This window comes from Pseudoalteromonas sp. T1lg21, from assembly GCF_002964625.1.
Lineage (GTDB): Bacteria > Pseudomonadota > Gammaproteobacteria > Enterobacterales > Alteromonadaceae > Pseudoalteromonas > Pseudoalteromonas gelatinilytica.
The window spans coordinates 98,248-120,819 of record NZ_PQBX01000056.1 but is presented as its reverse complement, the minus strand read 5'-3'; the positions used below and the strand labels follow the sequence as shown (position 1 = coordinate 120,819).

General features: G+C 41.5%; 22 protein-coding genes. 17 read left to right on the top strand and 5 right to left on the bottom strand.

Annotated features, from left to right (window positions below):
• Positions 1-50 precede the first annotated feature (50 nt).
• Together C2M25_RS10980 and dapE are read left to right on the top strand one after the other, a co-directional pair.
• Positions 51-1,469, top strand: coding sequence for an MATE family efflux transporter (locus tag C2M25_RS10980; protein ID WP_105181101.1), 1,419 nt, complete (start codon positions 51-53; stop codon positions 1,467-1,469).
• 70 nt (positions 1,470-1,539) lie between these two features.
• Positions 1,540-2,718, top strand: a complete 1,179-nt coding sequence (dapE, locus tag C2M25_RS10975; RefSeq protein ID WP_105181100.1) for a succinyl-diaminopimelate desuccinylase — start codon at positions 1,540-1,542, stop codon at positions 2,716-2,718.
• A 55-nt stretch (positions 2,719-2,773) separates the two neighbouring features.
• Here the strand turns inward: dapE and C2M25_RS10970 are convergent, their stop codons facing one another.
• Entirely contained in the window at positions 2,774-4,492 is a 1,719-nt protein-coding gene (locus tag C2M25_RS10970) for a lysophospholipid acyltransferase family protein (RefSeq protein WP_105181099.1), read from the bottom strand.
• A gap of 123 nt (positions 4,493-4,615) precedes the next feature.
• Between C2M25_RS10970 and C2M25_RS10965 the strand changes: the two genes are divergently transcribed.
• Both C2M25_RS10965 and C2M25_RS22200 read left to right on the top strand, forming a co-directional pair.
• On the top strand, positions 4,616-5,536 hold the full coding sequence (locus tag C2M25_RS10965) for a 2-hydroxyacid dehydrogenase (RefSeq protein ID WP_105181098.1): 921 nt from the start codon (positions 4,616-4,618) through the stop codon (positions 5,534-5,536).
• Positions 5,537-5,633: 97 nt separating this feature from the next.
• Complete coding sequence (locus tag C2M25_RS22200; protein WP_267894573.1) at positions 5,634-5,768, top strand: hypothetical protein; 135 nt, start codon at positions 5,634-5,636, stop codon at positions 5,766-5,768.
• 62 nt (positions 5,769-5,830) lie between these two features.
• Here the strand turns inward: C2M25_RS22200 and smrA are convergent, their stop codons facing one another.
• From smrA to C2M25_RS10950, 3 genes are all read right to left on the bottom strand, one after another.
• A complete protein-coding gene (gene smrA, locus C2M25_RS10960) occupies positions 5,831-6,412 on the bottom strand; it encodes a DNA endonuclease SmrA (RefSeq protein WP_063700202.1) in 582 nt (193 codons plus the stop codon).
• Between the two features lie 411 nt (positions 6,413-6,823).
• Entirely contained in the window at positions 6,824-7,069 is a 246-nt protein-coding gene (locus C2M25_RS10955; RefSeq protein WP_054551958.1) for a hypothetical protein, read from the bottom strand.
• 100 nt (positions 7,070-7,169) lie between these two features.
• Positions 7,170-7,613, bottom strand: coding sequence for a hypothetical protein (locus C2M25_RS10950; protein ID WP_105181097.1), 444 nt, complete (start codon positions 7,611-7,613; stop codon positions 7,170-7,172).
• Between the two features lie 151 nt (positions 7,614-7,764).
• On the opposite strand from C2M25_RS10950, the gene C2M25_RS10945 reads away from it, so the two are divergent.
• Positions 7,765-8,148: a response regulator gene (locus tag C2M25_RS10945; protein WP_105181096.1), complete on the top strand. Its 384-nt coding sequence runs from the start codon at positions 7,765-7,767 to the stop codon at positions 8,146-8,148.
• Positions 8,149-8,247: 99 nt separating this feature from the next.
• Here C2M25_RS10945 and rpsT read toward each other — a convergent pair whose 3' ends face one another.
• Entirely contained in the window at positions 8,248-8,508 is a 261-nt protein-coding gene (rpsT, locus tag C2M25_RS10940) for a 30S ribosomal protein S20 (protein ID WP_036967030.1), read from the bottom strand.
• Between the two features lie 243 nt (positions 8,509-8,751).
• Here rpsT and murJ point away from each other — a divergent pair, with 243 nt between their 5' ends.
• The 12 genes from murJ to C2M25_RS10880 all read left to right on the top strand — a co-directional run bounded on the left by murJ (position 8,752) and on the right by C2M25_RS10880 (position 22,564).
• Positions 8,752-10,332, top strand: coding sequence for a murein biosynthesis integral membrane protein MurJ (gene murJ / locus C2M25_RS10935; RefSeq protein WP_267894572.1), 1,581 nt, complete (start codon positions 8,752-8,754; stop codon positions 10,330-10,332).
• A 73-nt stretch (positions 10,333-10,405) separates the two neighbouring features.
• On the top strand, positions 10,406-11,332 hold the full coding sequence (gene ribF / locus C2M25_RS10930; RefSeq protein ID WP_105181095.1) for a bifunctional riboflavin kinase/FAD synthetase: 927 nt from the start codon (positions 10,406-10,408) through the stop codon (positions 11,330-11,332).
• Between the two features lie 25 nt (positions 11,333-11,357).
• Positions 11,358-14,183: an isoleucine--tRNA ligase gene (gene ileS, locus C2M25_RS10925; protein ID WP_063700195.1), complete on the top strand. Its 2,826-nt coding sequence runs from the start codon at positions 11,358-11,360 to the stop codon at positions 14,181-14,183.
• A 9-nt stretch (positions 14,184-14,192) separates the two neighbouring features.
• Positions 14,193-14,693, top strand: coding sequence for a signal peptidase II (lspA, locus tag C2M25_RS10920; protein WP_063700192.1), 501 nt, complete (start codon positions 14,193-14,195; stop codon positions 14,691-14,693).
• Entirely contained in the window at positions 14,690-15,130 is a 441-nt protein-coding gene (gene fkpB / locus C2M25_RS10915; RefSeq protein ID WP_063700190.1) for an FKBP-type peptidyl-prolyl cis-trans isomerase, read from the top strand. The genes lspA and fkpB overlap by 4 nt, the downstream gene beginning before the upstream one ends.
• Positions 15,130-16,059: a 4-hydroxy-3-methylbut-2-enyl diphosphate reductase gene (ispH, locus tag C2M25_RS10910; RefSeq protein WP_063700188.1), complete on the top strand. Its 930-nt coding sequence runs from the start codon at positions 15,130-15,132 to the stop codon at positions 16,057-16,059. Before fkpB ends, ispH begins: the two co-directional genes overlap by 1 nt.
• A 38-nt stretch (positions 16,060-16,097) precedes the next feature.
• Entirely contained in the window at positions 16,098-17,123 is a 1,026-nt protein-coding gene (locus C2M25_RS10905) for a sensor histidine kinase (RefSeq protein ID WP_063700186.1), read from the top strand.
• Positions 17,120-17,830 carry a LytR/AlgR family response regulator transcription factor gene (locus C2M25_RS10900; RefSeq protein ID WP_325051034.1) on the top strand — a complete coding sequence of 237 codons (711 nt, stop codon included), beginning with the start codon at positions 17,120-17,122 and terminating at the stop codon, positions 17,828-17,830. The genes C2M25_RS10905 and C2M25_RS10900 overlap by 4 nt, the downstream gene beginning before the upstream one ends.
• A gap of 180 nt (positions 17,831-18,010) precedes the next feature.
• Positions 18,011-18,565 carry a type IV pilus modification protein PilV gene (pilV, locus tag C2M25_RS10895; RefSeq protein ID WP_105174641.1) on the top strand — a complete coding sequence of 185 codons (555 nt, stop codon included), beginning with the start codon at positions 18,011-18,013 and terminating at the stop codon, positions 18,563-18,565.
• Between the two features lies 1 nt (position 18,566).
• A complete protein-coding gene (locus tag C2M25_RS10890) occupies positions 18,567-19,556 on the top strand; it encodes a PilW family protein (protein WP_063700182.1) in 990 nt (329 codons plus the stop codon).
• The gene (locus C2M25_RS10885) at positions 19,544-20,026 is read left to right on the top strand and encodes a pilus assembly PilX family protein (RefSeq protein WP_058585470.1); all 483 of its coding nucleotides are present in this window, start codon (positions 19,544-19,546) and stop codon (positions 20,024-20,026) included. The genes C2M25_RS10890 and C2M25_RS10885 overlap by 13 nt, the downstream gene beginning before the upstream one ends.
• Before the next feature lie 15 nt (positions 20,027-20,041).
• On the top strand, positions 20,042-22,564 hold the full coding sequence (locus tag C2M25_RS10880; protein ID WP_234003566.1) for a PilC/PilY family type IV pilus protein: 2,523 nt from the start codon (positions 20,042-20,044) through the stop codon (positions 22,562-22,564).
• Positions 22,565-22,572: the final 8 nt, after the last annotated feature.

Here is a 22,572-nt window from a genome sequence, read left to right as displayed (position 1 = left end):
CAGCTACGGCTGTTAAACTAAGGGTGTTGTTTGCTTATTAGGTGTTTTTCATGGCTGATCCTCAGCATTTATTTCTTCATGGCTCGATTTCAAAAGCGTTACTTAAATTAGGTATCCCGATCATCTTAATCAATATTTTGCAGTCTGCTTATCAATTAACAGATGCATTTTGGGTAGGGCGCTTAGGGGCGGAGCAAGTAGCGGCCGTTTCTGTCAGTATGCCTGTTACCTTTTTAGTGATTGCAATTGGTTCAGGTTTAGCGATGGCGGGGGCTATTTTATCTGCTCAGTACATGGGAGCTGGCCAGCAAGATAAGGTTAATCATGTTGCTGCGCAAACCATGTTGATGGTGACGCTTACGGCTTCGATGCTTGGTTTAGCAGGTTATGTGTTATCGCCATACTTTTTGACTTTGTTAGGCGTTGAAGAGCAAGTGTTTGGTGATGCCCTTAAATTTATGCATGTATCCTTTATTGGTGTTGTGTTTGTGTTTATTTATGCCATGTTCCAAGCCTTAATGCGTGGTATCGGGCAAACCAAAGTGCCACTGTATATAGTAAGCGGTACTGTATTACTCAATTTTGTACTCGACCCTTTACTGATTTTTGGGTTTGGTAATTTCTCTGGGTTTGGTGTAATGGGCGCTGCATTAGCCACACTTATCACGCAAAGCTTAGCGGCTGCAATTGGAGTATGGGTATTTTTGCGGGGGCGTCATGGAATTCAACTTAAACTCTCAAGCTTTAAACCTGACTGGCAATATATGAAGCAAGCCTTCTTTTTAGGGGCACCAGGCTCGGTTGAGCTTTCAGCGAGAGCATTTGGTTTAATCATAATGTCGTTTTTGGTTGCCAGCTTTGGTACGCACACCATTGCTTCTTATGGTGTTGGCTCTAATATTTTGCAAATGGTGATGATCCCTGCAATGGGCCTTTCAATGGCTGTTTCGACCTTGGTGGGTCAAAACATGGGAGCAGGAAACCCGCAGCGTGCGGCACAAATAACACGCTTAGCCTCGCTTTGGGGGTTACTAGGCCTGACATCCGTGGGCGTGATTGCTTATTTGTTTGCTGAATACTTGGTGGCTTTTTTCATTCCTGATGATGAGTCTGTGATTGCTGGTGGTGCAGAGTTTATTCGTGTCATGTGCTTAACTTGGGGCGGGATAGGCGTGCAGCTTTGCGTAGTCGCTGCATTTAGGGCTTCAGGAAACATGCTAAATGCGATGGTAGTGTCACTGCTTTCGCAATGTGTTATTCAATTTCCTGCCGCGTATATTTTGTCTAAGCATACTTCACTGGGACCACAGGGCATATGGTATTCCTTTGCTATCACCAATGTACTTGTGGCAATCATTACTTATCTTTGGTTCGCAGCAGGTCGTTGGCAACGAACACAATTAACCAAAGAAGATAAAGACATAGCCAAGGTGACCCAAGAAACACTTATTGAAGAAGGAAATCATTAATTTAAGTTTCACACTGCGGTCATAAACTCTCGTTGTAATAACCCTAGCTTTCTAACTGACTAGGGTTATTATGAGTTTGATATCAAATGCAGAGTTAGTAACGCACCTGTCGGTGCAATCTGAGGTGGTTGAAACATTACAAACCTTGCTCCGATTTAAATCGGTCACACCTGCTCAAGCGGGTGCAATTGATTGGCTTGAAAGTAATTTAAGCCAGCTCGGCTTTGATTGTGAGGTATTTAGCTTTAATCATGTTTCTAATTTAATTGCTAAAATCACCTTTGGTGAAGGCCCTATCGTTGCTTTTTCTGGCCATATTGATGTGGTACCCGCTGCGCAGGGTGATTGGCGAGTTGATCCTTTTAGTGGCGAGATAGTCGATGGCAGTGTCTATGGCCGCGGCGCAGCAGATATGAAAGGCGGTGTTGCTGCTATGCTTTGCGCAACAAAACGTTTTTTAGCGCAAAAGAGCAATAAGCACGGTACATTCTACTGGTTAATTACCTCAGATGAAGAGGGTGAGGCTGAATACGGCTCCTTATTGATTGCTGAGCGTCTAGCCAAACAAGGTGTTGTGCTTGATGGTTGCCTAGTTGGTGAACCGACGAGTCATCAGCATGTGGGTGATACCATTAAAAATGGCAGACGGGGGGCGTTGTCGGCTCGATTATCTATTGAAGGTAAAGCTGGCCATGTTGCTTATCCTGAAAACACCATAAATGCAGCCCATTTAAGTGCAGAGGTTGTAAAGCGCTTAACGGCAATTAGCTGGCACAAAGATGAAGCCGGTTCGGCAACAACACTACAAGTAACCGGCATTAATATTGCCAATGTGGTGGATAATCTTGTTCCTGCTCAGTGTGAGCTAACGTTTAACGTGCGTTATAGTCATGGCTACAAAAGTAAAGACGTTAAAGAAGAAATTCAGTTTGCGTTGGCAGATTTAGCATCCCAGCTAACGCTTGTTTGGGAGCGCCCGTGCGAATCATTTTATACCTTGCATCGTGCCAGCAATTGCTTGTTGCAGCAGCTTGAACAAGCCGTGCATGAAATCACTGGCAGCTTTCCGATGCTTAGTACTAGTGGTGGCACATCTGATGGCCGCTTTTTTGCTAATGAGCATACTCAGGTGATTGAATGTGGCGTGAGAAACCATACCATTCATCAAGTTAATGAGCATGTCCCAATCGCAGACTTAATCACCATTGAGCAAATATATTCAGCTGCGCTTAGAAATATATTTAGTTAAAAATGAAAAAGTCGGCGAATATGCCGACTTTTTCCTTTTAGTTATTTTATAACGACTATTCTCGTGCCTGTCCTAAGTATCGTTTGGCCTTACTCGCTTTTACTTTATCTAAGTCGACAAGCACTAATCCATCAATGCAGTTATTAAACTCAGGGTCGATGCTAAAACTTAAAAACTGTACGCCACCAGGTTCGCAAAGCTCCGTGTATTGTTTAAATAAGGTAGGGACTTGCGCGCCAATATTGGCAAGTACATGCTTAAGTTCAACAAAGTCTTCTTTAATGTCATCCCCAGCAAATAACTGAGCACATTGTTCTTTTTGTGATTCGGTATGGCGATATTCATTATTGGGGATAGCTAACACTTGTTTAGCACCATAATAATGTTGGTAATAATGAACGAGGAGTGATTTTGCTTGCTCAGGGAGTGCGTTAGACACGCTGACTGCGCCAAACAAATAGCGGTATTGCGGGTATCGGTTCACAAATGCGCCGATGCCAAACCATAAATAATCTAGGCTTTTTCTACCCCAGTATTTGGGTTGCACGAAGCTGCGACCAAGCTCAATGCCTTTTTCAAAATACGGCGTCATAGCATCGCTGTAGCTAAATAGGCTATCGGTGTATAAACCTTTGCGGCCATGTTGTTTTATAATGTCTTGTGCGCAGGCAAGTCGGTATGCGCCAACTAGTTCAAGTTGTTTAGCATCCCAAAGTACAAGGTGTTGATAATCCATGTCGTATTTATCTATATCTCGGCGTTTGCCACTGCCTTCACCGACTGCCCGAAACGCAATTTCACGTAGTCGTCCTAGTTCACGGAAAATTGGTGAGCTACCACAGTATTGGTATAAGTAAATTTTCATACCATCAGAGGTTTCACCTAATAGCTCACACTCTTCAATGGCTTTTTTAAGGTCTTTCGTTGCTTCTGGGCTGGCAATGGGGGTTTGCGTTTTTAACGGCAGCGGTTTTTTAGTGATAAGTCGATACAGTTGCTTTCTTATCAGCTGAGCTATTTCTTTATCTTTTAAATTCTCGATTAAATATGACTCAGGTGGGATGGACGCGCCAATTTCAAACTCTAATGATTTTTGTCGTTGTTTAAACATCTCTTTGACTAATAACAAACTGGCTAAGGGTTTGTAGATCATTGAGGTGCCATAGAATAACGGGCTGTTTTTCGCTTTAATGTAAATTGGCAAAATAGGTGCGTTGGCTTTCTTTGCCATACGTAAAAAGCCAGTATTCCATTTACAGTCTTTAATGCCCGTTGGACTTAAGCGTGACACCTCTCCTGCAGGAAAGATTAATAACGCACCGTCTGATTTTAAATGCTGTTGGATATTAGCCAGCTCTTTCTTTTTGCTTGTACCAGAGAGGTTATCAACGGGTAGGAGTAATGAGTGCATCGGAGTGATTGACATCAGCATGCGGTTTGCAACGACTTTTAAGTCAGGGCGCACACTTGATAAGACTTTTATTAGCGCTAATGCATCAAGAGAACCGATAGGGTGGTTAGCCACAATGACGACATTACCTTCACTAGGAATATGTTCCATTTGCTTTGGCTTGTAGCGCGTGTCAAAGTCTAGCTCATCAAGTACTTGCTCTACAAACTCAAGTCCTTGTAAGTGTGGGTATGCATCACCAAAGGCAACAAACTCTTGCTCATGTAATAAATAACCCAGACCTTTCTTTACTAAGCCTTTTACTTTTGGTGAATTTTCTAACTGTGGTAAATTTGCTTCTATTACTTTATCAACACTGATCATACAAACCTCAAACATAAACGCATTCAGCGATGAGGTTAGGGTAAGAGTTCGCTGTGACAGTTAGGTTGCAGTTGTGTGACTTTTTAAAGAGCGCTTCGAGTACGAGGCAAAATGGAGAAGACAATGATTTTACTTGTAGCTGTAACAGGCCGAGATTGCAGCCAATTAATTGCTCGATTACAAGCGTTATTACCAGAGGTTGACGTGCAGCTCTGGTCTGAATGCACCGACTACGAAGCTGTAGAGTTTGTACTGGCTTGGAATGCCCCTGCTGATTTATGGCCTAAGCTAGTAAATTTAAAAGCAGTTTCTTCATTTGGTGCAGGCGTTGATAGCATCGACTTAACGAAGATAGCTGCGCATGTTCCCGTTGTTAGAATTGTTGATGATAACCTTGCTAATGATATGGCAGAGTATGTGTTGAGCCATGTATTAGCACACAAGCTTAGACTTAAAGAATATTATTTAAAACAATCAGCCTGCATGTGGAAGCCAAAGCGAGCGTATTCACATCAACATGTGGGTATCTTAGGTTATGGCGAACTAGGTAAAGCCTGTGCAAAGCGTTTACTCGCGAATGGCTTTAAAGTGAGTGCTTGGTCTAAAAGTGAAAAACACGACGCTGAAGTAAATACCTATTATACACAGCAGGGATTAGATGACATGCTTGGTCAAATTGATTATCTCGTGTGCTTGTTGCCACTTAACCAACACACTCAGGGTATCATTAACAAATCACTGCTAAGTAAATTGCAAAATCATGCGGTGCTTATTAATGTTGCCAGAGGCAAGCATGTTGTCGATGAAGATTTGCTCGAGGCACTTGATAGTGAGCAATTACGTGGCGCTACCCTTGATGTGTTCAGCGAAGAGCCTTTACCTAAGGTGCATCCTTATTGGTTTCATGAAAAGGTGACCTTAACACCTCACTGTGCTGCATTGTCAGATTTAGAGACTGTGACGCTGCAAATCGCGGGTAATGTCAAAAGGTTAATTGAAGGTGAAAGTCTAATAAATCAGGTTGATAGAACAAAAGGTTATTGACACATTACAAATTAGTTTAATATACACCTTGTTAACATCTGTAACTTTGCTATGCTGTTGTTGCTCAATAAAAAAACAATAATAAAAAAGAGGCGTTATGAAATCTAATCAAGGTGGAGCTAAATTTAGTCTAGTCGTAGTGTCAGTAATTGTTCTTGGTGTTTCAGCATGGTTTAATCAAGCGAATGCATCAGATCAGCCAGCTCAGGTTATTGAAGTTAGCCAATCATAACCAACCAATCACAATTAGTATGTGCAGCATGTATTGATGCTGCACTTTAATCCTTTATTCTCTTAACTTCTTTTTGAATGGATTTCTCTGTTCTCGTGTTTCTTCTCGTCTGACTTTTTAATCATCACATACGTTGCACCGCTACCACCATGATGCTTAAGGGCGCTATGAAAGGCTAAAACCGCTGGAATTTCTTGCAGCCACTTATTGGTGTAGCTCTTTAATATGCCCGGTTGAGATTTGTTTTTGATGCCAATCCCATGACGAATAAGCACGACACGAATATTTCGTTTGTGGCAGTCATCTATAAAATTAAATAACGTACTGCGAGCTCGATTGAGAGGTTGGCCATGCAAATCAAGTGTGGCATCGAGTTGATACTTAGCTAAACGAAGGTTTTTGTATACTTGGCCTTGTACGCCATCTTTTTTGAATGCCAGTATTGCATGGGGATCTAATAGCTCAACGAATTCACTGCGTAAATAATTCTCGTCAATTGCTAAATCACACTCAGCTGCTTTGCGTTTTTCTTGCTGAGCTAAAGAAGGGCCTAGTTTTGTAGAATCAAATTGAACAGTGTCATGTTTGAGAGGTTTTACGTCTTCCATTGATGAAAGAAATAAGTCGAAGTCGTTTAATGACATAATGTACCCCAAAATTTTCTATACCCAAACCATCTCAAGGTGCGAGTTTCAGTTGGAATTAAAAGCGATTTAGGCAAGGCATTGATTGCAAATAATAGTGGTTCTATTGTTAAAATCAATAACGCAGTATAAATCCCTTTTAAACCAACCCTCCGGGCGTTTCACAGGCACTCACTCTCATCGTTGTTACTTCTTAAAAGGGACTACCATTCTTGCAAAGTAACGCCTTGATATTAAGCACCTGTGAAACGCTGAATTCTGCATCTTGAGGTGGCTTGGGTATATATACGCCGTTTATGGTATCTCAGTTCAATTATTTTGTAAGTAAAAAAAAGCCCAAGCAGAGGGCTGCTCGGGCATAAAAGCTGATAGATGGGATAGCCTATTCTATCAATTTATCTTAGGAGAAGATTAACCTTGATTGATATTCAACTGGCCAAATGTGTAGACCTTGAATAAATAAAATGTATTGATCAACACCAAGCTCATATTTGAGATAACGCTCGATGACATGAGATCTAAACTAAACGATAAAAATAATAAACTACACGCGCTAATCGCCGCAAAACGCAGTAATGTAAGCTGGTTAATAAAAAATGCACCTAATCCTAGTGCAAGTAACGTTAAGTTTAAAAGCCAATCTAGCTCGTTTAGCATGGTCGTATCTGATCGTGTCTGTGTTGAAAAAGGAGCGCCATTATGGTGATCTTTTACACAGCTTTCAACCAAGTAATTTTTAATTTTCGGATTAGATTTTTTAATCCATTATTAGTTTTTTCATGGCAGCAAAAAATCCACTTTGTTCTGTCACACGATACTTCTGACAGGTGTCTGGGTTACGCTTATCTTGGCATAGGTAAATAACGTTGCGCCTAAGGTCTGCGCGGGGGCTCAGGGTTGAATCAAATAAGTTTGCACCATAGCCAAATACGCCAGGCCAAAATACACTTTGTGAGACCATGCCAAGCTTTTCATAAGTGATTAGCACGGGCTTTGGCGTAATTAGTAGAATTAATACAACCGCGGCAAGTGTATACCAACGTGTTTTGCTTTTTTTAAGTTCGACTTCAGGTGCGGCTTGTTGCCCAGCTTGTGCGCGCGCTTGTTGTTGATTTAAGGGTCTTTGGCGTTTTGCTTGCGTTGGTTTCTTTCGTGCAGGTGCTTTACCAAGTAAAGATTGTTTTTTTATTTTGTTAGACATAAAGCTTATCTGGCCTTTTAAACATAGGTCTCTATAATGAGATTATAACGAAGTTTTTGATATAATAGTCAAATTCAAATCACTTATAGCTTAAATGCGTTACACTCTTCAGTGCAATGAGTGTTTATCTTCATAGTTTAAGAGGAATAGTATGGATACGCAGCTTTCAATTCTTATTGTGGGCGACGTAGGCACAGTTCGCAGTTTTTTAAATCAAACATTGATGCACCTAGGTATCGATAATGTGCGTGAGGCTTCTACGGCCGCGCAGTGTTTAAGCGCATGTAAAGAAAAAGAGTTCAATATTATCTTCTTAGATATTGAATTACCCGATGGTGACGGCAAAGAGATTATCTCGCAAATCAACGAAATTTCGCCTGAAGCGAATGTTGTGATGGTTTCGGCTCATTCAACGGTCGAAAACGTTAAAGAAGCGATTGAGAAGGGCGCTAAAGGGTTTGTAGTAAAACCTTTCACACCTAAGAAAATTGCCGCCATGCTGAAAAAGTTTTACCCAGAACTCGAAATTGTCTAGCTAACTGGTTTAATGAGGCATAGTGAAAACGTGCCTTGTTAAATTACAGATAAAAAAAAACCGGCATAAGCCGGTTTTTTTATATTCATCAAAAACAAATTATAGCGCTTTGATTTTAGCTGCTAAACGGCTCTTATGACGAGCTGCTTTGTTCTTGTGGATAAGACCTTTAGTTGCGTAACGGTCTAGGATAGGTGTTGCAACAGCGAATGCTGCTTGTGCAGCTTCTTTGTCGCCCGCTTCAATTGCAGCAACTACTTTTTTGAAGTAAGTGCGCATCATTGAACGACGGCTTGCGTTATGTTGACGATTTTTTTCGCTCGTAATAGCGCGTTTTTTTGCAGACTTGATGTTAGCCAAGGTTTGCTCCTAACAATCTTAAAATAAGCTTAATTTAAAGGCCGTGGAATATGCCTGTTTTTATCATGAATGTCAACGAAAATTTGACATCTCAAGAAAAACTGCTCCTTATAACGAACATCAATTTGCCGCTTTAGCAGTTAATATCGCCATTGTAACAAAGGGTCGGGTTCGAGCCTAGTGCTTTAAAGATATTTTAGGCATAATCGCCCATCTTAAAGGTTTTTTGATAATGGGTTTAAGGTGGCAAAAGGATTATTTCGTTCTGGAATGATTGTTAGTGCAATGACAATGATTTCACGTGTTTTAGGGTTAGTACGAGATGCTGTTGTGGCTAATCTGCTTGGGGCCAGTGCCGCAGCCGATGTGTTTTTATTTGCCAATCGAATTCCTAACTTTTTAAGACGTTTGTTTGCTGAAGGAGCTTTTGCCCAAGCTTTTGTACCGGTTTTATCTGAGATAAAAGAGCAACAAGGTGACGATAAGGTGAGGTTGTTTGTGGCTCAAGCAGCCGGCACCTTAGGCACCATTTTATTGATTGTCACCCTGTTTGGGGTGGTTGCCTCTCCAGTCATCGCAGCATTATTTGGTACCGGTTGGTTTATCGATTGGTGGCAAGGAGGCGAAAATGCCGAAAAGTTCGTACTGGCCAGTGCGCTGCTAAAGCTGACTTTCCCTTATTTGTTTTTTGTGAGTCTGGTTGCCCTGAGCGGTGCGGTTATGAACGTCTATAATCGCTTTGCTGTGGCTGCATTTACGCCTGTGCTGTTGAATGTATCAATTATCACGTGTGCTGTTTTTCTACACGATAAATTTTCGGTAGGGGCATACGCACTTGCCATTGGCGTGTTTGTGGGGGGCTTAGTACAGTTACTGTTTCAGTTGCCATTTTTGTACCGTGCCCGTATGTTGAGCCGCCCTAAATGGGGCTGGCAAGATGAAAACGTTAAGAAAGTTCGAAAGCTCATGCTACCTGCCTTGTTTGGTGTTTCGATAAGCCAAATAAACTTGTTACTCGACACCATGATTGCCTCGATGTTGATGACCGGCTCTATCGCGTGGCTTTACTACTCAGACCGTTTAATTGAGTTTCCTCTTGGCTTATTTGGTATTGGTATCGCGACAGTCATTTTGCCCGCATTATCTAAGTTACATAGCACTAATAGCACAAAAGATTTCCAGCTAACCCTTGATTGGGGTGTGCGCTTTGTTATTTTCTTAGGCTTGCCTGCCATGTTTGGTTTAATGGTGATTAGCCCGCTCATTATTACGGTTTTATTTGACCATGGCGCGTTTCAGGATGGTGAAGTTGATCATGTAAAAGCGGTTAGTTATGGAGTGATGGCCTACTCGGTAGGATTGGTTAGCTTTATGCTAATCAAGGTGTTAGCACCGGGTTTTTATTCACGTCAAGATACTAAAACCCCTGTAAAAATAGGTATTAAAACACTGGTGTTAAATATGGTGTTTAACATTATGTTGGCCCCCTTTATTGGCTATTTGGGGTTAGCGTTAGCAACCGCGATGTCGGCCAGTTGTAATGCCTATTTGTTGTATCATCAATTACGTAAAGATGGCGTCTATCAGTTTTCTGCGATGAGCCTTAGCTTTACCTTTAAGTGTTTGTTTTCAAGTTTATTAATGGCTGCTTCAGTGTGGTATGTTGGCCAGCAATTTGCGTGGAAAACATGGCACTTTAGTGAGCAGGTAGTGCTATTGACGGGGTTATTGGCACTTGCTGCTTTTGTGTACTTTGTAGCCTTGTTCATTTTAGGTGTGCGACTAAATACGATAAAAAGTGTTGCAACTACTGAATCAAACTAAAAAAAAGATTATAATCGGCGCTTCAAGCCCGATATCAATGTTTTGGGCTCGCTGATAAAGGCAAAAAGGTGGCATGGAGTTAATTAGAGGTATTCACAATATTCGCGCGCAGCATTATGGCTGTGTGTTGACCATTGGTAATTTTGATGGCGTGCACTTAGGTCATGCAGAAGTGATTAAAGGCTTGCTGCAAGACGCAGAAAAGCATCAATTGCCAAGTACCGTGATGTTATTTGAGCCTCAGCCACAAGAGTTTTTTGCTAAAGATAATGCACCTGCGCGTTTAACTCGACTACGTGATAAGCTCAGCTTACTAGCAAAGCTAGGTGTTGAGCGGGTGATTTGCATTAGCTTCAATCAGCAATTTGCCAATATGGAAGCAGAGCAGTTTGTCAGCCCAGTTTTGGTTGAAAAGTTAGGCGTTAAAGCGCTGACAGTAGGCGATGACTTTTGCTTTGGGAAACGTCGTCGTGGTGATTTTGCGCTATTAAAAACCATGGGCGCTGAGCTAAATATGGATGTGAAAAGTACTGCAAGTTTTCGTAGACTCAATGATAGAGTGAGCAGTACCCTTATTCGCCATGCGCTTGCTGCAGGGCAATTAGAAGATGCAAAAACCATGTTAGGCCATGGTTATGCAATTTCTGGACGTGTTATTCATGGCTGGGAAAAAGGTCGTGAGTTGGGGTTCAGAACTGCCAATATTGCGTTGAAGCGCCAAGTATGTCCTGTAAATGGTGTATTTGCAGTGCGAGCAACCGTTGGTGAAAAAGAATTATTTGGGGTTGCAAATATTGGCAACAAACCCACATTTAATGGAACACGCGCATTGTTAGAGGTTCATCTTTTCGACTTTGCGAAAGATATTTATGGACAATTTATGCACGTGGAGCTAATCAAGAAGCTTCGCGATGAGAAAAAATTCGAGACATTAACACAATTGACGGCGCAGATTGCAGATGATGTAACCGCCGCTAAACAGTGTTTTGGTTTAAATTAGGTAGCCGATACGGAAAGTAGGATTAATGAGCGACTACAAACATACTTTGAATTTACCGGAAACAGCGTTTCCAATGCGCGGCAATTTGGCACAACGTGAGCCAAACATGCTTAAAACATGGTATGAAGACGATCTTTACGGTCAAATTCGCAGCGCTAAAAAAGGTAAAAAAACCTTCATTTTGCATGACGGCCCTCCGTATGCAAACGGTGATATCCATTTAGGCCACTCGGTAAACAAAATTCTTAAAGATATTATTGTTAAGTCAAAAACCCTGTCTGACTTCGATGCACCTTACGTGCCGGGTTGGGATTGTCATGGTTTACCAATTGAATTAATGGTTGAAAAGAAAGTAGGCAAGCCGGGCGTGAAAGTGTCTGCTGCTGAGTTCCGTGAAAAGTGTCGTGAATACGCTAAAAAGCAAGTTGAAGGTCAAAAAACAGACTTTAAACGTCTAGGTGTATTTGGTGATTGGGACAAGCCTTACTTAACAATGAACTTTGACTTTGAAGCGAATGCGATTCGTGTTCTTGGTCGTATCATTAAAAATGGTCACTTACACAAAGGTGCTAAGCCTGTTCACTGGTGTACAGATTGTGGTTCAGCACTTGCTGAAGCGGAAGTTGAATATCAAGATAAACAGTCTCCAGCAATCGATGTACGCTTCGAATTTGCTGATCAAGATGCTGTAATCAATGCGTTTGAACTAGCTGAAGGCCATACAGGTACTGGTGCAGTGAGTACTGTTATCTGGACGACAACACCTTGGACACTACCTGCTAACCGTGCAGTAGCAGTTCACGAAAAGCTTGAATATGCCCTTGTTCAAATTGACGATGAAGGTGCACAGCAGCGTTTAATCTTAGGTTCTGAGCTAGTTAAAGATGCTATGGACCGTTATGGCTTTAAGCATTACCACGTACTAGGTTATGTGAAAGGTGCGGCACTTGAGAACTTACAGGTTGCTCACCCATTCTATGACTTCACAGTGCCTGTGATTGTTGCTGATCACGTTACAACTGATTCTGGTACTGGTGTTGTTCATACTGCACCTGGTCACGGTCAAGAGGATTTCGCGGCCGGTCTTGCTTATGGTTTAGAAGTGGCTAACCCAGTTGGTGCTAACGGTGTTTACTTACCTGACACACCAATGTTTGCTGGTCAGCACGTATTTAAAGCAAATGCGAGCGTTATTGACGTATTAACTGAAAACAATGCGTTATTACATCACCATGCGCTTACACATAGTTACCCACATTGTTGGCGTCACAAAACGCCAATTATCTTCCGTGCGACGCCACAGTGGTTCGTAAGTATGGACCAAGCTAACCTTCGTCAAGATTCATTAAGAGAAATCAAAAAGACTGAGTGGTTACCTGAGTGGGGCGAAAGCCGCATTGCAAACATGGTTGAAGGTCGTCCTGATTGGTGTATTTCACGTCAACGTACATGGGGTGTGCCAATTGCATTATTCGTTGATAAAGACACGGGTGCACTTCATCCGAATACACAAGAGCTTATCGAAGAAGCTGCAAAACTGGTTGAAAAATCAGGTATTCAAGCGTGGTATGACTTAGAGCCAGCAACTTTACTTGGCGATGATGCTGAGCAGTACATGAAAGTACAAGATACGTTGGATGTATGGTTTGACTCAGGTGTGACACACGCATGTGTGGTTGATGCACGTGAAGATTTAACCGGTCCTGCTGATCTTTACTTAGAAGGTTCTGATCAACACCGTGGTTGGTTTATGTCGTCAATGATGACATCGGTTGCTATCAATGGTCATGCGCCATATAAGCAAGTGCTAACACATGGTTTCACCGTTGATGAAAATGGCCGCAAGATGTCTAAATCATTAGGCAACGTAATTTCGCCACAAAACGTGATGAACAAACTAGGTGCTGACATCTTACGTTTATGGGTTGCATCAACTGATTTTACAGCTGAAATGACTGTATCTGATGAAATCTTTAAACGTTCAGCAGACCGTTATCGTCGTATTCGTAACACGAGCCGTTACTTACTTGCGAATTTAAATGGTTTTGATCCTAAAACGGATCAAGTTGCTATTGAAGACATGGTTGAGCTTGACCGTTGGATTGTGGGCCGCGCAGCTGAGCTTCAAGATGAAATCTTAGCGGCTTATGACAAGTATCAAATGCTACTTGTAACGCAAAAGCTAATGAACTTCTGTACTGGTGAGCTTGGTTCTTTCTACCTAGACGTTATTAAAGACCGTCAATACACAGCGAAAAGCGACAGTCATGCGCGTCGTTCATGTCAAACTGCGCTTTATCACATTGCCGAAGCAATGACGCGTTGGATGGCACCGATCTTAAGCTTCACCGCGCAAGAAATTTGGGAAGCATTACCAGGTGAGCGTGACAAGTTTGTATTCACTTCAGTATGGTACGATGGCTTGCAAGCCTCTTCACAAGGTAAATTCAGCAACGATGATTGGTTAACAATCCTAAACGTGCGTGATGAAGTAAACCGTGTGCTAGAAGCCGCTCGTAAAGAAGAAGTTATTGGTGCAACTCTACAAGCAAACGTAAACATTTATGCAGGTGAAGAGCTAAGCGCGAAATTAGCTGCATTAGGTGATGAACTGCGCTTTGTACTATTAACGTCAGGTGTGACAGTTGAAACTGTGACAGCACAGCCTGAAGGTACTCAAGTGACTGAGATTGATGGTTTATTCATTAAAGTTGCAGCAACAACCGCTGAAAAGTGTGAGCGTTGTTGGCACTACTGTGATGATGTAGGTGCTGATCCTGCACACCCTGAAATCTGTGGCCGTTGTGTAAGCAATGTTGACGGCGATGGTGAACAGCGTCAGTTCGCATAGGAGTTGTTTGTGAGCAAACTAGCCGGAAAAAGTGGCTTGGTTTGGTTATGGCTGAGTCTACTACTTTTAGTAGTAGACCATGCGACAAAAACACTTGTCGTTAGTACCATGGCCTACGAAGAGTCGATTGATATTCTGCCGTTTTTTAATTTCACTTATGTACATAACTATGGTGCGGCCTTTAGCTTTTTAAGTGATTCAGGTGGCTGGCAGCGCTGGTTCTTTAGTTTGATTGCAGTGTCGATCAGTGTGCTTTTAGTGTGGTGGCTGAAACGCTTGCCAGCGTCTAACAAAGTATTATGTTCTGCGTATGCGTTAGTATTAGCCGGTGCGATTGGCAACTTATACGACCGCATCGCTTATGGCTATGTCATTGACTTCCTGCATGTATATTACGAAAACTGGCACTTTCCTGTTTTTAATATTGCCGATTGTGCAATTTGTATCGGTGCCGCATTACTTTTATTTGATGCCTTCACAGGCGAAAGTCCTAAGGAGCAACGAGCATGAGCCAAGCTGTAATTGGTGAAAACTCTGAAGTGATCTTTCATTTCTCAATTAAGTTAGAAGATGGCTCAGCAGCCGATTCAACGAAGGTGCATAATAAACCTGCAAAATTGCGAATGGGTGATGGTAGCCTGACAGAAAATTTTGAAAAGTGTTTACTCGGTTTAATGGCTGGTGACAGCAAGTCATTTGCATTAGAGCCTGAAGATGCATTTGGTCAACCAAATCCAGATAACATTTATTATGTAGACCGCAGCAAGTTTGGTGCTGAGACCCCAGCTGAAGTTGGTAATATTATTGCCTTTACTCAACCTGATGGCACAGAGTTACCAGGTCTTGTTCGTGAAGTTCAAGGTGACTCAGTCACGATTGACTTTAACCACCCACTTGCCGGGCAGCGCTTAACCTTTGAAGTTGATATTTTAGAGGTAACAGGTTAATGGATATTTTATTAGCGAATCCACGCGGCTTTTGTGCTGGCGTTGACCGTGCAATTAGTATTGTGGAGCGCGCACTCGATATCTTTGAAAAGCCAATCTATGTGCGCCATGAAGTCGTTCACAATCGATATGTTGTTGATGGCTTAAAAAATCGTGGTGCTGTGTTTGTTGAAGAGCTAGATCAGGTTCCTGACGACAGCATTGTTATATTCAGTGCGCATGGTGTATCGCAAGCTGTTCGTAGTGAAGCAAAGCGTCGCGACCTTAAAGTGTTCGATGCCACGTGCCCACTGGTAACAAAAGTGCATATGGAAGTAACACGCGCAAGTCGTAAAGGCACTGAGTGCGTGTTAATTGGTCACCATGGTCATCCTGAAGTAGAAGGCACAATGGGGCAGTACGACAACGAAGCGGGTGGTATTTACTTAGTAGAAACCCCTGAAGATGTTGCTGGCCTAACGGTTAAAAACCCTGAAAACCTGTTTTACTGTAGCCAAACGACGTTATCTGTAGATGATACGGCAGATGTGATTGATGCACTTCGTACTAAGTTTCCGGCAATTGATGGCCCGCGTAAAGATGACATTTGTTATGCTACGCAGAACCGTCAAGATGCAGTCCGTGACTTAGCAGATAAAGTGGATGTGCTGCTTGTAGTAGGGGCTAAAAATAGCTCTAACTCAAATCGTTTACGTGAACTTGCTGACAAAATGGGCACCACTGCTTATTTAATTGATGATGCGAGTAATGTTGAAGCGGATTGGTTCAACAGTGTCAATGCAGTGGGTGTGACTGCAGGTGCATCTGCACCAGAAGTTTTAGTTCAACAGGTTATTACTCGTTTAAAAGAACTAGGTGGCAATCAAGTTGTTGAAAATCCTGGTGAAGAAGAGAACATAGTATTTGCCGTTCCTGTTGAGCTACGCTAATCTAAGCAAATAGTAGTCAACAGTTAAAAGAGGAGCCCATGAGCAAACAGCCAAATTCAAACGGCTTGCTGATTGCGGCTCTTTTTCAATCCCGAGGTGTCCTTGCCACCCTGATCGTCAGCCAAGTCATTGCTATTTTGCTCGCCTTCTCACCCATGAGTTTAGGTGATGTTTGGTTACGCCTTGCTATATTTAGCTGCTTTTTACATCTAATCTTTCTTTCTAGCTTGTCGATACTGTATGTGTGCCGAGCCTTACTTACAGAGCTGTCACATTCAAAGCAGCTATTTATTCTGATATTCACATTACTGGCATCAACGTATGTTTTTAGTTGGCTGTTTTTGTCAGTGTTTTCAGATGTGTTCGCTATGGAGTCGAGGGCTAACTTTATTGTCAGCAATTTACTGATCATATTTTTGGTAACGGCGCTATTCAGCCAATTTTTACTTATTCATAATCAAAAAGAGCAGCAAACTAAAGCGTTAGCGCAGGCTGAGCTTGATGCCTTACAAGCCAGAATACGCCCCCACTTTTTGTTTAATAGTTTAAACACAGCTGCTGAGCTGACACATTATGATGCTGAGGCGGCTGAACAAGCAATTTTAGCGCTGGCGGCGCTGTCACAGGCTGCTATGCGCAGTGGTAAAGCCATAAAGCTTGTTGACGAAATTACTTTGTGCCAACAGTATGTAGCCCTTGAACGTTGGCGCTATGGCGAACGCCTAGCATTAAGCTGGCAATTACCTGGCGAGTTGCCAGACATTGATATTCCGTGTTTAACAATACAGCCAATTATTGAAAATGCGGTATTTTATGGCGTCGAGCCAGCAGAACAAGGCAATATTTCTGTTGAAATGCATCAATCGGATAAAGCTTATACCTTTATTATAACGAATCCTGTAGCTGCAGAAGTGAATAACTCACGAACAGGAAATGGGATGGCACTGGATAATATCCGCCAACGTTTGGCGCTTTTCTATCAACAAAAAGCACAGCTGACGACCACAATTCGTGATGATGTATTTAGAGTGAAGCTGGTAATACCAAAGCAGAGGGATGCATGATAAAAGTTTTGATTGCCGATGATGAACCACTAGCAAGGGCACGTATAAAACGTTTATTAGCTGCGTATGAGGGTTGCACTATTGTTGGTGAAGCAAGTAATGGTGAGCAAGCAATTGAACTTTGTAAGCAACTACAGCCCGATTTAGTGATGCTTGATATTAATATGCCTAAGCAGTCTGGCCTTGAAGTGGCCGCAGAGCTAAAACAGTTTTCGATCCCGCCTGCAGTTATGTTTTTAACGGCCCATTCAGAACATGCTCTAACTGCATTTGAGCTCGCTGTTGATGGCTATTTAGTTAAACCTGTTTCTGAGCAAGCATTAGCTAAAGCAATGGCACAACTGAGTAAATTAAACCGTACTCAAGTAACTGCCCCCGAAAATAACTACATTAGTTATCAACTTGCAGGTGTAATACGACGAGTTAATGTAGATGATGTGGTTTGCTGTATCGCAGAGCAAAAATATACTCGAGTAGTGTTTTTTGAAGGTGAGGCACTTGTTGAGCAAAGTTTAAAGCAACTAGAGCAAACCTATCCGCTGCAGCTACTTAGAGTTCACCGTAATACACTTGTGAATAAGCAACATATTGTTAGCCTTAATAGCCCATCTTCAGGTGGGCATACAGTTACGATGAAGCAGTATGAAGAGCCTTTGACAGTTAGTCGCCGAGAGCTTAAAAATGTTAAAGCTGTAATGGGTAAATAATAACAATCTTCATTGCAGCATCTTATCTTCAATAATTACTTTCTTATTAGTCACTATCTAACTTTGAGCAAAGTTTAAGTACCGTTTATCGCGCATTTTGACCGCTCGTCCATATACAGATTGTTATTTATTTTTGCCGTAATATTCTTACGGTATGTAAAAGTATCTATTAACTTCATCATGATTAAACATTCTGAGCAGCAAGGCTTTACGCTTATTGAAGTACTTATTGCCTTTGTTATTTTAAGTTTTGGTTTGTTAGGTGCCGTGGCCCTGCAAGCAAAAGCGAAGCAGGCAAGCTTTGATTCTATGCAGCGTGCAGCTGCTGTAGCACTTGGTAATGACATTATCCAGCGTATGCGAGCGAACGACTCACCTGGCTTTGCAGCGTTATATAATGGCACTTTCGATAGTAATACAGCTCTAAACACAAGTTTGAGTTGCTATAACTCAGCATGTAGTGCTCAACAATTGGCAGAATTAGATAAACAACAATGGGTGCGTGCAATTCAGGCTCGTGAAAACACCGGTGCTTTAGACGATGCAACTGTGTGTATAAATAGCACCCCAGTAGCGGCAGGCAATGCGAGTGAATTTAATATTGAGGTTGTGATCAGTTGGCAAGGCCGTCAAGAGCTTAGTGCTAATAAAGATACCGCTGCAATTGATTGTGGTTCTAAAGGCGATAAGCGACGTTTGATTGTTCTACAAAGCTATATTTATTTAAGGTCTTGATATGAAAAAGCATAATGGATTTACTCTCGTCGAGATGATGGTTGCTTTATTCATCGGAGGTGTGGTGCTCGGCGGGGTGATGTTTACCTATATAAGCATGAAGTCAACGACTCGTGACACGATGACAATTGGAGAGCTACAAGAAACTGGCAGACTGGCTATGAATATCATGCAACGTGATATTGAACAGATTGGTTTTTGGGGCACGTTTTATGAAGACTCTTTCTCAGATGCAAATACAAACAGTTTAGGAAATCCCGGTAATGATTGTTCAGAAGGCCTTAATAATGGCAGCTTTCCAGATACAGCTGCAACCAGTAACTTTCGCTCCGTTTATGCAGTGCAAACAACCGGTAACTCAGCCCTTGGATGTATAAACAATGTTGAGAAAAATACAGATGTACTGCAAATTAAGTTTTTAGAAGGCTTACAAATTCAACCTGCCAATACTAGCGATAACTATTATTATTTCATCGCCGAGCAAGAGCTTGCAGAATTTCAGCGCGGCCCAATCGCGGCAGCGGCTGTAAATGGCAATGCCACGATTTGGCGCTATCGACATCATGTTTATTACATCGCCAAGCAAACTTACACCATTAATGACCAAAGAGTGTCTGTTCCTCTACTTCGACGTAAACGCTTAACTCCGGATGGGGGCATGACAACTGAAACGGTTATGGAAGGGGTAGAAAATATGCACTTTGTGTTTGGTCTTGATACTACAAATAACAGTCGTGTTGATACATATAAAAGTATCAGCCAGATGACCAACACTGATTGGGAAAATCGCCGTGGTATTTTGACAGTGCAAGTATTCTTACTTGTGAGATCGCTTTTACCAGATTCAAACCTTAAGTTGAAAAATCAAACTTATACATTGGGTGAAGACGCAAATAGCCGCGTTCTTACATTTGACGATAACTACCGACGCGCACTATTTACGACCACTATCCGCTTGAACAATGTTGGGGCAAACTTATGGCGCATTTAACTATGATGCATAAGCAACAAGGTGTTGTATTAATCGTTGCTTTGATCATGGTTATTGCGATAACCGGTATTGCTGTGACTTTGATGAGCAGCAGTAGTGTAGATATTAAAATCACAAATGCCGCTCAAGAGAGAGAAGCGGCAGAGAATGAATTAATTGGTGATGTACAAAACGTCATTGCTAATGAAGCAAAAAAATTAGGTAACAGCCGGTTTTTCTTTAGTAGAGGGCAAGTTCCTGAAACAGGCCTAGATCTAGGTAATACAAATGACACATCTAATACCATGTTTAACAAAAATGAAGGCCCTATGGCTTTAAGGTGCCCAAGACGTTTTGATGATACTGCAGGCTTAAGATGCAATATGGTTGAGATTAATTCAGTGATTGAATATGGCTCTAAAAGTAAGCATAACCTCACTATTACAACAGGGATTGCTCAAGAAATGCTGAGCTTAAATAGTGGAAATTAATGGAGTAAGGCGAGTATGAAAATGAAGTTAAACAGCCTATTTTTTATTTTTGCATGTGTATTTTGCCAAAACCTTTATGCTGAAGATATAGATCTATATGTAAATTATGACGTAGCGGAAGACGAAAAATTACGGGTCTTACTTGTTTTTGATACATCAAATAGCATGGCATTCTCTATAGAAACGGGCAAAGCCTGTAGAGATAAAGGAAAACTAATACTATGCCCTGAAGGAAGTCGTTTAGAAGTCGCACAGGAGGCGATGATTAAATTAATCAATGACAATACTGATATTGAGTTTGGTTTAATGCGGCTTATTAAAGGTACTGGTGGTTATATTGTCCATGGGATTGGAACAAATCATAATGCGATTAAAAATACTCTCAGAAATTGGGACATCACTGATCTAGAATTAGGGACCCCATTAGTTGAAACTATTACTGAAACATGGCGATACTTAATAGGAGATGACCTTTTTTTCGCGAATCTGGTTGAACCAGCTAAAAGAGATAGTTCAACAGAATCAAATGGTAAGTATATTTCTCCTTTCAAGCAGAACTTAGGTGATCCAGTACGATGCGATAATAGCGTAAATATTATATTGATGACAGACGGTGAACCTTACTATGATGTCGGTCAGGATAAATATATAGAAAACTTATATAAAAGTATTTATGGCACTTCACCTAAAAAAGTGGGTAATAGTCATTTACCCTCAATGGCAACAATTCTTCATGGTAAAGAGAATGAAAATAGGGATATATACCCTGAAACAAGTGTTGTAGATGGCGCAAATGTTTACACGATTGGTTTTGGTAAAGGCTTAGTTAAAAACGCAGGAGACATTTTACAGGCGACTGCTGATAATGGTGGCGGTAGTTATATTTTCGCAGAATCTGCAAAAGCGCTAAGTGATGCATTTGATAATGTTCTTACCGAGATTAGAGAGGTCAACTCAACTTTTTCTTCACCATCGGTAGCATCAAATAATTCAGATAAATTATCACATCGTGATGCAGTTTATTTTCCTATGTTTTTACCTTCAAACGATGCTCGGTGGCGAGGGAACCTTAAAAAGCTAAAAGTGTCTGGTGGTGTCGTAGTTGATGCCAACCTTGACTCCGCTCTTGGTAATGACGGGGCGATTTTATCAACAGCAAAAACATACTGGCAATCTAATAGCAATCTCATTGCTGATGGTGGATACGTTGAGAAAGGAGGCGTAAATGCTTATTTAGCTGAACAATCGAGTATCCCAAATAATGGCCGAAAAGTAATCACAAATTTATCGGGCGGTCGAATGCTCAATTTTACGGCTTACAGAGTCATAATCCATTATGGAAATCGATTTAAGGCTGCCGTTGATTTTGATTCAGATCCGGATGAAGTCTTTGATCTTATAAATTGGTCTCGTGGACTTGATGTTGATGATGAAGATCAGGACGGTTTAACAGACGATTCTCGTCATGATATTTTTGGTGATGTTCTGCACTCTAAGCCTGTGACGGTAGATTATGGCAACAATGATGTTCGTATTCTTATTGGGACTAATGCCGGTTATTTACATATGTTTCAGGACAAGAACGATGTTTTAAGTGAAAGCTGGGCATTTATGCCTGCGGAACTGTACTCAATTATTAAGCCATTACGCGATAAAAAGTTACACACAAAAGTGTATGGAGTGGATGGCCCAATAACCGTTTATTTTGATGACAAAAATGAAGACGGCATCGTTAATAATGATGACAGGGTATGGGCATTTTTCGGGTTACGTCGAGGTGGTAGTAGCTATTACGGTTTAGATATAACTAACCCTAATTCACCTTCTCTGATGTGGGGAGGGCCATTAAAAAGTAGTGATGGAAAATTTTTAGAACTGGCACAAACATGGTCTAAACCTCAAATTACATTTATCAACCTTAAAGGCTATGAAGATAGACCGCTATTGGTATTTGGTGCCGGCTACGACACGAATAAAGATAATTCAATCTCAGCAGATTCTAAAGGGCGAGGCTTATACATTGTCGATGCAGAAACAGGTAAACAAGTATGGGCGTTAACAAATTCAGAAGGTGGCTTTAAAGGTGAGCATAGTATAGCGTCTGACATACATTTACTCGATTCAGATTACGACGGCTACACTGACAGACTGTATGCAAGTGATACTGGCGGTGGGATCTGGCGAGTTGACTTAGCGACAAACAACCTAAAAAATTGGACGCACTTTCAACTTGCAAAATTAGGCAATAATAACCGCCGCTTTTTTTATGAGCCATATGTTTCAAGAACGTTGTTCAGTAAAGTAACAGAAACAACAATTGACGGTGAAAAAACTTACTCAAGAATTGATACTCCTTTTGATGCGGTATTGATTGGTAGTGGTGATCGTACAGATCCATTGAATTTAAAAGTCAGTGATAAGCTCTATATGATTCGAGATGTAAACACGGTAACTCGAAGCTTTGAAGAGGATGAAATTCCAGATTTAATTTGGCAATCAGATTTAATGAATGTAGAAGTGACCCGTTTGCCAAAGTGACCGACAGT

What these genes read in the sequence shown, in the direction of transcription:
- C2M25_RS10900 (WP_325051034.1), top strand. Translation starts at nt 17,120, where the DNA reads ATGATAAAAGTTTTGATTGCCGATGATGAACCACTAGCAAGGGCACGT.
- C2M25_RS10890 (WP_063700182.1), top strand. Translation starts at nt 18,567, where the DNA reads ATGAAAAAGCATAATGGATTTACTCTCGTCGAGATGATGGTTGCTTTA.
- ileS (WP_063700195.1), top strand. Translation starts at nt 11,358, where the DNA reads ATGAGCGACTACAAACATACTTTGAATTTACCGGAAACAGCGTTTCCA.
- pilV (WP_105174641.1), top strand. Translation starts at nt 18,011, where the DNA reads ATGATTAAACATTCTGAGCAGCAAGGCTTTACGCTTATTGAAGTACTT.
- fkpB (WP_063700190.1), top strand. Translation starts at nt 14,690, where the DNA reads ATGAGCCAAGCTGTAATTGGTGAAAACTCTGAAGTGATCTTTCATTTC.
- C2M25_RS10970 (WP_105181099.1), bottom strand. Translation starts at nt 4,492, where the DNA reads ATGATCAGTGTTGATAAAGTAATAGAAGCAAATTTACCACAGTTAGAA.
- C2M25_RS10945 (WP_105181096.1), top strand. Translation starts at nt 7,765, where the DNA reads ATGGATACGCAGCTTTCAATTCTTATTGTGGGCGACGTAGGCACAGTT.
- C2M25_RS22200 (WP_267894573.1), top strand. Translation starts at nt 5,634, where the DNA reads ATGAAATCTAATCAAGGTGGAGCTAAATTTAGTCTAGTCGTAGTGTCA.
- C2M25_RS10980 (WP_105181101.1), top strand. Translation starts at nt 51, where the DNA reads ATGGCTGATCCTCAGCATTTATTTCTTCATGGCTCGATTTCAAAAGCG.
- C2M25_RS10955 (WP_054551958.1), bottom strand. Translation starts at nt 7,069, where the DNA reads ATGCTAAACGAGCTAGATTGGCTTTTAAACTTAACGTTACTTGCACTA.
- ispH (WP_063700188.1), top strand. Translation starts at nt 15,130, where the DNA reads ATGGATATTTTATTAGCGAATCCACGCGGCTTTTGTGCTGGCGTTGAC.
- C2M25_RS10950 (WP_105181097.1), bottom strand. Translation starts at nt 7,613, where the DNA reads ATGTCTAACAAAATAAAAAAACAATCTTTACTTGGTAAAGCACCTGCA.
- C2M25_RS10905 (WP_063700186.1), top strand. Translation starts at nt 16,098, where the DNA reads ATGAGCAAACAGCCAAATTCAAACGGCTTGCTGATTGCGGCTCTTTTT.
- C2M25_RS10880 (WP_234003566.1), top strand. Translation starts at nt 20,042, where the DNA reads ATGAAAATGAAGTTAAACAGCCTATTTTTTATTTTTGCATGTGTATTT.
- C2M25_RS10885 (WP_058585470.1), top strand. Translation starts at nt 19,544, where the DNA reads ATGGCGCATTTAACTATGATGCATAAGCAACAAGGTGTTGTATTAATC.
- smrA (WP_063700202.1), bottom strand. Translation starts at nt 6,412, where the DNA reads ATGTCATTAAACGACTTCGACTTATTTCTTTCATCAATGGAAGACGTA.
- dapE (WP_105181100.1), top strand. Translation starts at nt 1,540, where the DNA reads ATGAGTTTGATATCAAATGCAGAGTTAGTAACGCACCTGTCGGTGCAA.
- C2M25_RS10965 (WP_105181098.1), top strand. Translation starts at nt 4,616, where the DNA reads ATGATTTTACTTGTAGCTGTAACAGGCCGAGATTGCAGCCAATTAATT.
- ribF (WP_105181095.1), top strand. Translation starts at nt 10,406, where the DNA reads ATGGAGTTAATTAGAGGTATTCACAATATTCGCGCGCAGCATTATGGC.